This is a genomic window from Bradyrhizobium sp. BLXBL-03 (assembly GCF_051853015.1).
GTDB classification, from domain to species: domain Bacteria; phylum Pseudomonadota; class Alphaproteobacteria; order Rhizobiales; family Xanthobacteraceae; genus Bradyrhizobium; species Bradyrhizobium manausense.
Genome location: NZ_CP182470.1, coordinates 255,706 through 269,071, shown reverse-complemented (window position 1 = coordinate 269,071; position 13,366 = coordinate 255,706). Strand labels below are relative to the sequence as shown.

The following is a 13,366-nucleotide window of genomic DNA, read 5'->3' as shown; positions in this document are numbered from 1 at the left end:
GACACAAGCGACGAATTGGCATCCGTCGCGGGATTGGGTGCGAGCGGACCGTTCGGTCCGCGCGATGGAATCTCTTCAGGCATGCGGCCTGGCAATTCATCAGGTCGCGGCGATTGCCCGGGCTCGTGGACCGGCGGCGTGATTTCAGGCTGCGGATTGCCCGGCGGGATGCCGGGCGGCGGCTCGGTCGGCGTGCCGGGTGTCGATGGCGGTATCTCGGGCGGTTCGATCGGCATCGGCAGCACGGGGATCAGTTGTCAGGAGAACGACAACGATGATGCGGCGCCGATGTTCCGCCTCACCCTGCCCTATTCCGGCGCGTGGCAGACGGCCTCGATGTTGTGGCCGTCAGGGTCGAGCACGAAGGCGCCGTAATAGTTCGCGTGATAATGCGGGCGCAGGCCGGGCGGCCCGTTGTCGCGGCCGCCTGCCGCCATCGCAGCCTTGTAGAACGCGTCAACCGTGGCGCGGTCTTTCGCAGATATCGCGACATGCACCGGCTTGTTCATCGCGCCCTTTCCCTCGATCCAGAAATCGGGCTTGCCGTTCGCGCCGAAGCCGGCGGCCGTGGCGTGACCGGTCTGCTCCGCCGTCACTTCCATGATCATGCTGTAATCGAGCGGCGCCAGCGCCTTCGCATAGAACGCCTTCGCGGCCTCATAGTCGGAGACGGAGAGGCCCAAATGATCGATCATCGTATCCTCCTTGGGTTCGGCGTCAGCGCGACAGGAACGTATTGCTGCGCGTCTTGCGCGCGACGGTAAAGCCCCGCGCAACCATGTCAGCGATACAATCCTGCTGCCATTCGTTTTGTGACAGATGCTCGATCACAACGGCGCGGGGCCACACCGATGGGGGCGCGTCGCGGAAGAATCCGATCAGCACGCGGTCCTCGAATCCCTCGACGTCGATCTTGAGCGAATCGACTTGGGTCACGCCGGCCTCGTCCAGAATGCGTGTGAGCCGCAGCGACGGCACCTTGATGGCCTCCGTGCTGGCCGCGCCGGTCACGACATGCGTGGCGCCGAGATTGCCGCCGCCGCTCTCGATCATCAGCTCGCCGTCGGCAGCTCCCGCGGCCGCCTGCACCAGGCGAACCTGCGTCGCTTTCGAAGCGGAATGGTTGAACGAGAGCCGGCTGAAGGTGAGGGGATGCGGCTCGATCGCGACAACCTTGCCATCGGGCCCCACCTGCCGCGCCATCACCAACGCAAACGTGCCGACATTGGCGCCGACGTCGACGAACGTGCCGCCGAAAGGTGTGTGCTGGCGCAGGAAGTCGAGCTCGTCGATGTTGTAATCGGGATTGAACAGCGCGCCGCGCTCGGTGGCGCTGCCCTGATGGTAGAAGCGGAACGAAGCGCCCTGATATTGCACGTCGACCGGGCCGCTGCGCAGCAGATCGACCAGCCGCGACATCCAGGGCCGGAACGCGCCGCGCTTCAGCCCCGATCCCTGCACGAGCCTGATAATCGCGGCCTGCGCCGGGTTGGGCGCAAACGCGCCGAATGGCGCAGTCGAAAGGGAATTGTCGGGCGTCAAGCAGGCGGTCCTCGTTGCAGGCGGCGCATGCATAGCCGGTTTTGTTGGGGACTCCAATCGAGGGTTTTGTAGCCCGGATGGAGCGCAGCGAAATCCGGGATTCCCGCCCAGCGAACAGGCCTTCCCGGATTGCGCTGCGCTCCATCCGGGCTACTGACCTCACGCCGCCTTCTTCACCGCCTTCCGCTGGCGCAGGAATCGCCCGAGCAGCCTGCGCCGGCCCTTGCGGGGAATCAGGTCGATATCGCTGACGAGCTTGGCGCCGCCCTTGTGGCGCTCCAGCACGATCTTGCGGCTGTGGAAGGCCTCCAGCTCGACACGATGCGCGACGCTGACGATGGTCGCCTTCGGCAGTTCGTCGGTGACCATCTGCATCATCTTGTCCTGGCTCTTCTCGTCGAGCGCCGAGGTCGCTTCGTCAAGCACGACGATATCGGGGGTGTGGAGCAAGAGCCGCGCGAAGGCGAGGCGCTGCTTCTCGCCGCCTGAGAGGGTCTGATCCCACGGCCCTTCTTCGGCGATCTTCTCCTTGAGATGATCGAGGCCGACCTTGTGCAGGGCCTCGCCGATCTCCTCGACAGTCCAGTCCTCCTCGGCGCCGGGATAGGCGACCGCGCGGCGCAGACTGCCTGAGGGCACGTAGGGCCGCTGCGGCAGCATGAACAGTCGCCGATCGGGATGGAAGTTGACGCTGCCGCCGCCCCATGGCCACAGGCCTGCGATGGCGCGCACCAGCGTGCTCTTGCCGGTGCCGGATTCGCCGGCGACCAGGAGCCGCTCGCCGGACTCGATCACCACCTCGGTCTCGCCGACCACGGCGGTGCCGTCGTCCAGCGTGACGGAAAGGTCGTGCAGCTCCAGCATCGCATCGTTGCTGGTTTCGCCGCGCTTGATGCGGCCAAGGCCGTCGCCCTGCTCGGCACGCTCGAGGCCGTCGAGCGACATCATCAGCGAGGCGATGCGGCGCGCGCAGGCGTTCCAGTCGGCGAGCCTGGGATAATTGTCGACCAGCCAGCCGAATGCGCTCTGCACGATGGTGAAGGCCGAGGCCGCCTGCATCACTTGTCCGAGGCTCATGCTGCCGTCGAGGAATTTTGGCGCGCACAGCAGCAGCGGCACGACCGGCGCAACCAGGCTCGAGCCCTGGGACACCAGCGTGGTCCGCATGTGTTGTCCCGCGAGCCGCGCCCATTGCCTGAGCACGTTGGAAAAATTGCGATCGATGCCGCCGCGTTCTTCCTCTTCGCCGCCGAGCAGCGCGATGCTCTCGCCGTTCTCGCGCACGCGTGTCAGCGTGTAGCGGAAATCGGCTTCCGCCTGGTTCTTGTCCTCGGAGACCTGCACGAATTGGCGGCCGATCACCATGATCGAGCCCGAGGCGATCGCGGCATAGAGCACCGCGGCGATCACGAGGAAGCCCGGTATGGTGATGGCGGAGCCGCCAAGCGTGACGGTCAGCGCGCCGCCTATGGTCCAGAGCACGACGATGAAGGTTGCCGCGGACAGCAGGGCCGAGGTCACCCCGGCGATAAAATCGACCGGCGAGTCGGTCGCAATGCGCAAATCCTCGGCGATCCGGTATTCCGGATTGTTGTGGTCGCCGACGACGAGGTTGAGCTGGTAGTAGCGCCCGTTCGCGAGCCAGCGTGTCAGCACGCTATTGGTGAGCCAGGCGCGCCAGCGCCGCTGGATGCCCATCCGCGCAAACACCTGGACGACGGCGAGCACGATACTGCCGATGGCGAGCGGGAAGAACACAGCGCTGAGGTGGAAGACGGTGGTCGCGTCGCGCTTCTCGATGGCGTCGAAGATCGCCCGATTCCAGACATTGATGCCGTATTGGAAGCCGACGGTGAGAACGATCAGTACGACGAGGCCGATCGAGAACGGCCAGGCCAGGCGGTCGCCCTTGCGGCTCCAGAAGCCGCGCGCACTGATCCAGAAGCGGGTGAGGAGATAATCCTTGCGCGCCTGCTCGACCTCCTCGGGCGTAAGCTCGGAATCGGGCTCGAGCACTTCCGGCGGCGGCGGGGCGACCTCATCGCCATTCTCGCCGGTAATCTTCACGATGGGCGGTGTCTTGCCCGGCTCACTGTTTCGGACCGGCTTCTGCATGAGCCGACAACGCGAGCCGGTTCCCTCGGGTTCCTGATCTCACTCGGCGGCGCCGTCGCGCACCCGCTTCACGCGCGCCGCGCGGTGCAGGACCCCCGACAGCTCTTCGATCGAATAGGGCTTTTGCACCAGCTCGAAGCCGGCGATGCCGTCCTGGGACAGAGCCTGGCTATAGCCGGTGGTCAGCACGATAGGTACGCTGATGCAGCGATCGCACATCGCCTGCGCCAGATCGAGCCCGGTCATCCCCGGCATGACGACGTCGGAGAAGACCACGTCGAAGCGATCGGCGTGGCTGACAAGTTCGGTGAGCGCGTCGGTGGCGTTGTCGACCAGCGTGATGCTGTAGCCGAGCTCGGTCAGCCCGTCGGCGGCGAAATTGCCGAGCTCGATATTGTCTTCGACGACCAGCACCGACATGCCGCTGCCGGCGACAGCCGGGGCCGTGGTCGGCGCCGGGCTCCGGGGCAACAGATCGGCCGGCGCGCGCGGCAGATAGAGCGAGAAGGTGCTGCCCTGGCCGACCTCGCTGACGACGGTCACTTCGCCGCCGGATTGCCGGGCGAAGCCGAACACCTGCGACAGGCCGAGGCCGGTGCCCTGGCCGACCTGCTTGGTGGTGAAGAACGGCTCGAAGATTCGGCCCAATTGGCCTGCGGGAATGCCGACGCCGCTGTCGCTGACGGTGACGCAGATGAAACCAGGATTTTTCAGGGTCTGGCTGCCGGAGAGATGCGCGAGTGTATCCGGAACTGATGTCGCCGCGTGCACCGTGAAGACGATCCGGCCCTTGCCCTGCATGGCGTCGCGCGCGTTGGTCGCCATGTTGATCATGGCCGTCTCGAACTGGCCGGCATCGGCGCTGACGAGGCAGGGCTCGGCCGGCAGCTGCGTGACGATCTCGATCGCAGGCCCAAGCAGCGTGGAGAGCATGTCGCGCAGCGATCGCATCCGCTCGCCGACGTCGAACACTTCGGGCTTCAAGGTCTGGCGCCGCGCAAAGGCCAGCAGCTGCGAGGTCAGCTTGGCCGCGCGCGCGACGGCCTCCCCGATCGCCGTGATGTAGCGCTTGCGCCGCTCCTCGCTCAGTTGCGGGCGGTTCAACAGATCGACCGATGCGCGGATCACGGTCAGCAGGTTGTTGAAATCATGCGCGACGCCGCCGGTGAGCTGGCCCAGCGCCTCCAGCCGCTGGCTGTGCTTGAGCGCCTCCTCGGCCTCGCGCCGCTTGGCAGCTTCGAGCTGCAGATGCTGGGTGCGGCGGAAGGCGAAGGCCAGCAGGATGAACAGCAGCGCGGTGGCCGGCAGGCCGAACACCAGATGCTGGCTGATGGTCGTGAGCCAGCGGCCGCGGATCGCCGAGGTCTCGAGGCCGGCGCTGACATAGATCGGATATCCGGCGACGCGCCGGTAGCCGATGCGCCGCTCCAGACCGTCGGTCGGCCAGGCGATGGTCATCAGCCCATGGACGGGATGGGCTGCGATGCTGCGGCCGACCTGACCGTTCGGATCGAGCCGGAAATCGCGATCGAGCCGCGGCAGCTGTGCCAGCAGCACGCCATCAGTGCGGCCCATCGCAAAGAAGGAGCCCGGATCGCTGCCGATCCTGGCGTAAAAGCTCTCGAAATATTCAGGCAGGACGGATGCCTGGATCACGCCGATGAAGCTGCCGTCGTCGGACGAGCGCCGGCGGCTGACGCCGAAGAAGCGCGCGCCCTGGTAGGGCGGGCGCGGCGTCAAGACGGTGCCGATGAAGGTTCCGATGCTCTGGTCGACATGGGAATAGAAATAGTCGCGGTCGGCAAAGCTCTGATTCGGCGGCGGCGAGGCCAGGCTGTTGACCAGCGACTTTCCGTTGGCATCGAAGATCCAGGCGGATTTGAGCTGCGGCAGCGCGTCGGCGAGCTGCTTCAGGCGCTTGTGCAGGGCGGGTTCCCGCGACCGGATCGTGTCGTCGGAGAGGTCGCGCACGACCTCGTTGAGCTCGGCCAGGCTCCGGTCGATGGTCTCGAACACCTTGAGCGCGTGCTCATGCGCGACATCGAGCGTCCGCTCGATCTCACGGTCGGCGATATCAAGCGTCGAATTGTAGGAAATCGTCGAGGCAATGGCGAACAGCGCAATGGGCAGCGCCAGGGATGCCGCCATCATCCACTGCAGCAGTCTCAGCGAGTTGCGTTGTGCGCCCTGCACGGTCGCTCCGGTCCCCCGACCGGAGAGCTTACTTGAATCTCGCGTCAGGAAGGAAGCGGCTTGTGATGGGAACCGGAGGTTGTAGGCCGTTGAATCGCCCGCGACACGAGATCGAGCGAATTTTATCCGAATTGTTTCAATCGCAGATTGCCCCCGGCCGCCCGGGGCCGGGGCAGAGCCAGCGTCGATGCGGCCTAGATCTGGCGTTCGACCATCTTGAGCTTGAGCTCGGCGATGGCCTCGGCCGGGTTCAGGCCCTTCGGGCAGGCCTTGGCGCAGTTCATGATGGTGTGGCAGCGGTACAGGCGGAACGGATCCTCGAGATTGTCCAGCCGCTCGCCGGTCGCCTCATCGCGTGAGTCGGACACCCAGCGGTTGGCCTGGAGCAGCGCGGCCGGGCCGAGATAGCGGTCGCTGTTCCACCAATAGCTCGGGCAGGAGGTCGAGCAGCAGGCGCACAGGATGCACTCGTAGAGGCCGTCGAGCTTCTCGCGGTCCTCGTGGCTCTGGCGCCATTCCTTCTGCGGCGTCGGCGAGGTCGTCTTCAGCCACGGCTCGACGGAAGCGTATTGCGCGTAGAAATTGGTGAGGTCCGGAACCAGGTCCTTGACCACCGGCTGGTGCGGCAGCGGGTTGATCTTCACCGCGCCGTCCTTCACGTCGTGCATCGAGCGGGTGCAGGCCAGCGTGTTCTGACCGTCGATGTTCATGGCGCAGGAGCCGCAGACGCCTTCGCGGCAGGAGCGGCGGAAGGTCAGCGACGGATCGATGTGGTTCTTGATCCAGATCAGGCCGTCCAGCACCATCGGACCGCAATCATTGACGTCGACGTAATAGGTGTCGACGCTCGGATTCTTGCCGTCGTCTGGATTCCAGCGATAGACGCGAAACTCGCGCGTCTCGGTCGCGCCTGCGGGCTTCGGCCAGGTCTTGCCGCCGGTGATTTTCGAGTTCTTGGGAAGTGCGAATTCAACCATTGCTCTAACCTTTCGTCATTCCGGGTCCGGTCCTTCGGACCATCCCGGAATGACGGCTACTGTTGGATCAATACACGCGCGCTTTCGGCGGGATGTACTGCACGTCGTTGGTCATGGTGTAGTCATGAACCGGGCGGTACTCGATCTTGACCTTGCCCTTGTCGTCGAGCCAGGCCAGCGTGTGCTTCATCCAGTTCTGGTCGTCGCGCGCGGAAAAGTCCTCGCGCGCATGCGCGCCGCGGCTCTCGGTGCGGTTGGCGGCCGAGTTCATCGTCACCACCGCCTGCGAGATCAGATTGTCGAATTCCAGCGTCTCGACGAGATCCGAATTCCACACCAGCGAGCGGTCGGACACGGCGATGTCGGTGATGCCGCTGTGGACCTTCGCGATCAGGTTCTGGCCTTCGCTCAGCACTTCGCCGGTGCGGAACACGGCGCAATTGTTCTGCATCACGTGCTGCATGCCTTCGCGCAGCTTTGCGGTCGGCGTGCCGCCGGAGGCATAGCGATAATGGTCGAGGCGGCCGAGCGCGAGATCGGCCGAGTTCGCCGGCAGCTCGGGCTGCTTGCCGTTCGGCGTCAGCTTCTCGGCCAGGCGCAGCGCCGCGGCGCGGCCGAACACGACGAGGTCGATCAGCGAGTTCGAGCCGAGGCGGTTGGCGCCGTGCACGGAAACGCAGGCCGCTTCGCCGATCGCCATCAGGCCGGGGATGACGGCGTTGTCGTCGCCGTCCTTCTTGGTCAGCACTTCGCCGTGATAGTTCGTGGGGATGCCGCCCATGTTGTAGTGCACGGTCGGCACGATCGGGATCGGCTCGCGCGTCACGTCGACATTGGCGAAGATCTTGGCGGATTCGGAGATGCCCGGCAGGCGCTCGGCGAGCACGGCGGGATCGAGATGGTCGAGATGCAGGAAGATGTGGTCCTTCTTCTTGCCGACGCCGCGCCCTTCGCGGATCTCGATGGTCATCGCGCGCGAGACGACGTCGCGTGACGCCAGGTCCTTCGCCGAGGGCGCGTAGCGCTCCATGAAGCGCTCGCCTTCGGAGTTGACGAGGTAGCCGCCTTCGCCGCGGGCACCCTCGGTGACCAGGCAGCCCGAGCCGTAGATGCCGGTCGGGTGGAACTGCACGAACTCCATGTCCTGGAGCGGCAGGCCGGCGCGCAGCACCATGCCGCCGCCGTCGCCGGTGCAGGTGTGCGCCGAGGTGCAGGAGGCATAGGCGCGGCCATAGCCGCCGGTGGCGAGGATCACGGTCTGGGCGCGGAAGCGGTGCAGCGTGCCGTCGTCGAGCTTGAGCGCGATGACGCCGCGGCAGGTGCCCTGGTCGTCCATGATCAAATCGATGGCGAAGAACTCGATGAAGAACTCGGCCGCATGGCGCAGCGACTGGCCATACATCGTGTGCAGCATGGCGTGGCCGGTGCGGTCGGCGGCGGCGCAGGTGCGCTGCGCCTGGCCCTTGCCGTAGTCCATGGTCATGCCGCCGAACGGACGCTGGTAGATCTTGCCGTCCTCGGTGCGCGAGAACGGCACGCCCCAGTGCTCGAGCTCGTAGACCGCCTCGGGCGCGTTGCGCACCATGTATTCGATCGCGTCCTGATCCCCGAGCCAGTCCGACCCCTTCACGGTGTCGTACATGTGCCAGCGCCAGTCGTCCTTGTGCATGTTGCCGAGCGAAGCGGAGATGCCGCCCTGGGCCGCGACCGTGTGCGAGCGGGTCGGAAACACCTTGGTGATGCAGGCCGTCTTCAGGCCGGCCTCGCTGCAACCGACCACGGCGCGCAAGCCCGCGCCGCCGGCGCCGACCACGACGACGTCATAGGTGTGGTCCTCGATCGGATAGGCTTTGCCGTTGGTGGCGGGAGCGCCGTTGGCCTTGCCATTCGTCTCGTTGGCCATGGCTTACACTCCGGATGACAGTTTGATGATCGCGTAGGTCGAGGCGAGCGCGACGGCGATCGAGAAGAAATTATTGAGCATGATCGAGATGAGCTTCAGCTTCTCGTTGTGAACGTAGTCCTCGATCACGACCTGCATGCCGATCTTCATGTGCCAGGCGCTGGCGATGATGAAGAGCAGCATGATCACCGCGATCGGCAGCGAGCCGAGGATCACCTTGGCGCCGGCCTGGTTGCTGCCGAGCGTCATCATGACGACGATGATCACCGGCAGCATCAGCAGGGTCATCGCAACGCCGGTGAGGCGCTGGCGCCAGAAGTCAGAGGTTCCCGAATGCGCGGCGCCGAGATTGCGGACGCGGCCAAGCGGGGTGCGCATGCTGCGCTTCGGCGTATCGCTGGCGCTCATCGTATACCTCCGATCGCGTAGGCGATGATCCAGATCAGAACCGTCAGCACGATGCCGCCGATCAGGGCCGCCCAGGTCAGCGCCTCGCGCTCATTGGCCTTGAAGCCGAAGCCGAGGTCCCACACGAAGTGCCTGACACCGCTCAGCATGTGGTGCATCAGCGCCCAGGTATAGCCGAACACGACGAGCCGGCCGATGATGCTGCCGGTGAAAGCCTGCACATTGGAATAGGCGGCGGCGGAGCCGGACGCCGCTGCGATCAGCCACCAGGCCAGCAGCAGGGTTCCGACGTAAAGGGCGATACCAGTGGCGCGATGGACGATGGACAGCGCCATCGTCAGCGTCCAGCGGTAGACTTGCATGTGTGGTGAAAGCGGTCGTTCGATCCGTGCGGTCATGGGCTTTTGATGTTTATGGCGGCCCAGCCGGGCGCGCGCGGGGATCGCGAAAGGTCGGCTCTATTTACGGAGTCGATTTCGCCTGCGCAATCACCAAATCGCCATAAATCGAACCTGGGTTCAGCTCTACGGCGTTGATGCATCAAGCCAATCAGGGCCTTGGTATACCAGAGCAATGGTGCACCGATGAAGAACGGAACACAAGTTCATCCTTTGTGGCGGCCTTTGAGGCGCATTGAAATTACTATTGGAACGGCTCCAAGCTGCCGACCGGCTGTCGAGGTTCGAACCAGTCAGTTCATGGCGCGTCGACCGCTTCGCAAGCGTGCGTGCCATTGCCACTTTCCGCGAGACGCATCGATTTTCCGCAAGGCGGCGGATATGCGCCGTCTGCAATCCACCCCAGACGGCCGCCGCGGCATGTCTCGTACCGGTGTTTTTTACGAATGCTCGGGCATCGGCGGCGTGCCTCTCGACATCCGCATGCCGCGCGACGAGACGCCACCCTCACTTCTTCGCGTAAATATCCTTGTACGTATCGCGCAGCACGTTCTTCTGCACCTTGCCCATCGTATTGCGCGGCAATTCATCGACGACGAACACCCGCTTCGGCATCTTGAACTTGGCGAGCCGTCCGTCGAGCGCCTTCAACACGGCAGCCTCGGTGACCTCGGCGCCCTTGTTGCAGACCAGCACCGCCGTCACCCCTTCGCCGAAATCGGCATGCGGCACGCCGATCACGGCGGACTCGATCACGCCGGGCATGGCATCGATCTCGCTCTCGATTTCCTTGGGATAGACGTTGAAGCCGCCTGATATGACGAGATCCTTGCCGCGGCCGAGGATGTGGACGTAGCCCTTGTTGTCGATCTTGCCGAGGTCGCCGGTGATGAAGAAGCCGTCGGGCCGGAATTCCGACTTGGTCTTCTCAGGCATGCGCCAATAGCCCTTGAACACGTTCGGGCCCTTGACCTCGATCATGCCGATCTCCTCGCGCGGCAATTCCTTGCCGGTCTCGGGCTCGGTGACGCGGACGGAGACGCCGGGCAGGGGGAAGCCGACGGCGCCGGGCACACGCTCGCCGTCATAGGGGTTCGACGTGTTCATGTTGGTTTCGGTCATGCCGTAGCGCTCGAGCACGGCGTGACCGGTGCGTGCGGACCATTCGCGATGGGTCTCGGCCAGCAGTGGCGCCGAGCCCGAGATGAACAGCCGCATGTGCTTCGTTGTCTCCTTCGACAGCGCAGGATTCTGCAGCAAGCGCGTGTAGAAGGTCGGCACGCCCATCAGCACGGTGGCGCGCGCCATCAGCTTGATGATCAGATCCGGATCGAGCTTGGGCAGGAAGATCATCGAGGCCCGCGCGAACAGCGTGACGTTGGTCGCCACGAACAGGCCGTGGGTGTGATAGATCGGCAGCGCGTGGATCAGCACGTCCTTGTCGGTGAAGCGCCAATAGTCGACGAGCGACAGCGAGTTCGAGGCCAGATTGTCGTGGCTGAGCATCGCGCCCTTGGAGCGGCCGGTCGTGCCCGAGGTGTAGAGGATCGCAGCGAGGTCGTCGTTGGCCCGTGCGACCGTCGCGAATTCGCCGCTGGCCTTGTCAGCGGCGTCGGTCAGGGAGCCCTTGCCGTCAGCTCCGAGCGTCTCGATCCTGGCCTTCACCTTGGCGGCGATCGGGGCGAGGCCTTCCGCCTTGGAGGGATCGCAGACCACCAGCGCCGGCTCGGCATCGCCGATGAAGTAATCGAGCTCGTTCAGTGTATAGGCGGTGTTCAGCGGCAGATAGACCGCGCCGGCCCGCACGGTCGCCAGATACAGCACGATGTTGGCGACCGATTTTTCGACTTGCACCGCGACGCGATCGCCGGGCTTGACGCCGCGCGCGACCAGCACATTCGCCATTTGGCCTGCCCGCGCCACCAGATCGCCATAGCTGATCCGGGCACCGTCCTGTGTCTCGATCGCGAGGCGTTTGGGATCGTCGAGGCCGTCGAACAGGCGGGAAAACAGGTTGGCGTTGGCTGCGTGGTTCATGCAAGATTTCCTCGACCGCAGGACTGACAAGGCCGGTCAAAACCGAGGGCTGGATTAGCAAAAACCGCCCCAATGAAGCAACGGAGACAGTTTGCATGACAAAAAATGGGAAACGCGTGGCCTGGGTCACCGGCGGCGGCAGCGGGATCGGGGAGGCCGGCGCCGAGGCGTTAGCCGCCGACGGCTGGACGGTGGTGGTTTCGGGGCGCCGCAAGGACGCTTTGGAGACCGTGGTCGCGAAGATCACTAAGGCGGGCGGCTTGGCCGAAGCCATCGCGCTGGACGTGGCCAATGCGGACCAGGCGCAGACGGCGGCCGACGGAATCGTCGCGAAGCATGGCCGCATCGATCTGCTCGTGAACAATGCCGGCATCAATGTCCCCAAGCGCAGCTGGAAGGATATGGAACTGGAGGGCTGGGACAGGCTGGTCCAGGTCAATCTCAACGGCGTGCTCTATTGCATGCGCGCAGTGCTGCCGACGATGCGCAAGCAGCAGGACGGCTCGATCATCAACGTCTCGTCCTGGGCCGGCCGCCACGTCTCCAAGATGCCGGGCCCGGCCTACACCACCACCAAGCATGCGGTGCTGGCGCTGACCCATTCCTTCAACATGGACGAATGCGTCAATGGCCTGCGCGCCTGCTGCCTGATGCCGGGCGAAGTGGCGACCCCAATCCTGAAGCTGCGCCCGGTGGTGCCGAGCGAGGAGGAGCAGGCCAAGATGCTGCAGCCCGAAGATCTCGGCCGCACCATCGCATTCATCGCCTCGATGCCGCCGCGCGTCTGCATCAACGAGCTCCTGATCAGCCCGACCCATAATCGCGGCTTTATTCAGACGCCGAACAATAGAGACTGAGGCGGGCACCCTGCCGTAGGGTGGGCAAAGCGACTTGTCCGCCGTAGCTCGCAGAGCGAAGGCGGAAGCGTGCCCACGCATTTTCCGTGATCGAGAGAGATGGTGGGCACGGCGCTTCAAGCCTTTGCCCACCCTACGGCACCGTGGGATTGCGCACCCACCCCACACGGACACGCCGCTCCATAGTTTCACGCATCACAATAAATTATTCCCCGAAACCGCCGCGCGAACCCTCCCGTAGTTCGGCCAACGACGCGCTGCTGCTTCACGTCAACTGTCGCAGACGCCGTTGTTGCCCCAACGCAAACGCCGGCGATCGCCGGTCACAATCGGGAGTCTCTCCATGTCGAAGCGCATTGCCTATCTCACCGCTGCTGCCTTCAGCGCGCTGGCCATCACCGCAACAATCATCGCGCCCGCCCGCGCCGAGGAAAAGACCGTCATGGTCGGCGGCGCCGCGATGTTCCCCTCCAAGAATATCGTCCAGAACGCGGTCAATTCGAAAGATCACACCACGCTGGTGGCGGCGGTGAAGGCGGCAGGTCTCGTCCCGACGCTGGAAGGCAAGGGCCCGTTCACGGTGTTCGCGCCGACCAATGCCGCCTTCGGCAAGCTGCCGGCCGGCGCCGTCGACAACCTGGTCAAGCCCGAGAACAAGGCGACCCTGACCAAGATCCTCACCTACCATGTCGTGCCCGGCAAGCTCGAGGCTTCCGACCTCAGCGATGGCAAGAAGCTGAAGACGGCCGAGGGCGAGGAACTCACCGTCAAGAAGCAGGACGGCAAGGTCTGGATCATCGATGCCAAGGGCGGCACCTCGATGGTGACGATCTCCAACGTCAACCAGTCCAACGGCGTGATCCATGTGGTCGACACCGTGCTGATGCCGGCAACGTAACACCGCACCCTCCTGTTTCATCCCCGACAGGATGCGGA

General features: G+C 64.7%; 11 protein-coding genes and 1 pseudogene. 2 read left to right on the top strand and 10 right to left on the bottom strand.

The window, feature by feature from the left end:
* Positions 1-17 precede the first annotated feature (17 nt).
* The 10 genes and pseudogenes from ACNJX9_RS01290 to ACNJX9_RS01245 all read right to left on the bottom strand — a co-directional run.
* A pseudogene (locus ACNJX9_RS01290) lies at positions 18-236 on the bottom strand (hypothetical protein); the annotation flags it as partial.
* Positions 237-308: 72 nt separating this feature from the next.
* The gene (locus tag ACNJX9_RS01285; RefSeq protein ID WP_439407587.1) at positions 309-695 is read right to left on the bottom strand and encodes a VOC family protein; all 387 of its coding nucleotides are present in this window, start codon (positions 693-695) and stop codon (positions 309-311) included.
* 22 nt (positions 696-717) lie between these two features.
* Positions 718-1,575 (bottom strand): FkbM family methyltransferase, encoded by an 858-nt coding sequence (locus ACNJX9_RS01280; RefSeq protein WP_439407586.1) that lies wholly within the window; start codon positions 1,573-1,575, stop codon positions 718-720.
* A gap of 126 nt (positions 1,576-1,701) precedes the next feature.
* Positions 1,702-3,657 (bottom strand): ABC transporter ATP-binding protein/permease, encoded by a 1,956-nt coding sequence (locus ACNJX9_RS01275; RefSeq protein ID WP_439407585.1) that lies wholly within the window; start codon positions 3,655-3,657, stop codon positions 1,702-1,704.
* A gap of 39 nt (positions 3,658-3,696) precedes the next feature.
* Entirely contained in the window at positions 3,697-5,850 is a 2,154-nt protein-coding gene (locus ACNJX9_RS01270) for an ATP-binding protein (RefSeq protein WP_439407584.1), read from the bottom strand.
* Between the two features lie 194 nt (positions 5,851-6,044).
* Positions 6,045-6,827, bottom strand: a complete 783-nt coding sequence (locus tag ACNJX9_RS01265; RefSeq protein WP_057752396.1) for a succinate dehydrogenase iron-sulfur subunit — start codon at positions 6,825-6,827, stop codon at positions 6,045-6,047.
* 67 nt (positions 6,828-6,894) lie between these two features.
* A complete protein-coding gene (gene sdhA, locus ACNJX9_RS01260; RefSeq protein WP_271597322.1) occupies positions 6,895-8,730 on the bottom strand; it encodes a succinate dehydrogenase flavoprotein subunit in 1,836 nt (611 codons plus the stop codon).
* A gap of 3 nt (positions 8,731-8,733) precedes the next feature.
* The gene (gene sdhD / locus ACNJX9_RS01255; RefSeq protein WP_057752399.1) at positions 8,734-9,138 is read right to left on the bottom strand and encodes a succinate dehydrogenase, hydrophobic membrane anchor protein; all 405 of its coding nucleotides are present in this window, start codon (positions 9,136-9,138) and stop codon (positions 8,734-8,736) included.
* Positions 9,135-9,536: a succinate dehydrogenase, cytochrome b556 subunit gene (gene sdhC / locus ACNJX9_RS01250; RefSeq protein WP_057752402.1), complete on the bottom strand. Its 402-nt coding sequence runs from the start codon at positions 9,534-9,536 to the stop codon at positions 9,135-9,137. The genes sdhD and sdhC overlap by 4 nt, the downstream gene beginning before the upstream one ends.
* A 507-nt stretch (positions 9,537-10,043) precedes the next feature.
* Positions 10,044-11,573, bottom strand: a complete 1,530-nt coding sequence (locus ACNJX9_RS01245; protein ID WP_439407583.1) for a malonate--CoA ligase — start codon at positions 11,571-11,573, stop codon at positions 10,044-10,046.
* 95 nt (positions 11,574-11,668) lie between these two features.
* Between ACNJX9_RS01245 and ACNJX9_RS01240 the strand changes: the two genes are divergently transcribed.
* A complete protein-coding gene (locus tag ACNJX9_RS01240; RefSeq protein ID WP_439407582.1) occupies positions 11,669-12,430 on the top strand; it encodes an SDR family oxidoreductase in 762 nt (253 codons plus the stop codon).
* A 343-nt stretch (positions 12,431-12,773) separates the two neighbouring features.
* Positions 12,774-13,328 (top strand): fasciclin domain-containing protein, encoded by a 555-nt coding sequence (locus tag ACNJX9_RS01235; RefSeq protein WP_439407581.1) that lies wholly within the window; start codon positions 12,774-12,776, stop codon positions 13,326-13,328.
* Positions 13,329-13,366 lie beyond the last annotated feature (38 nt).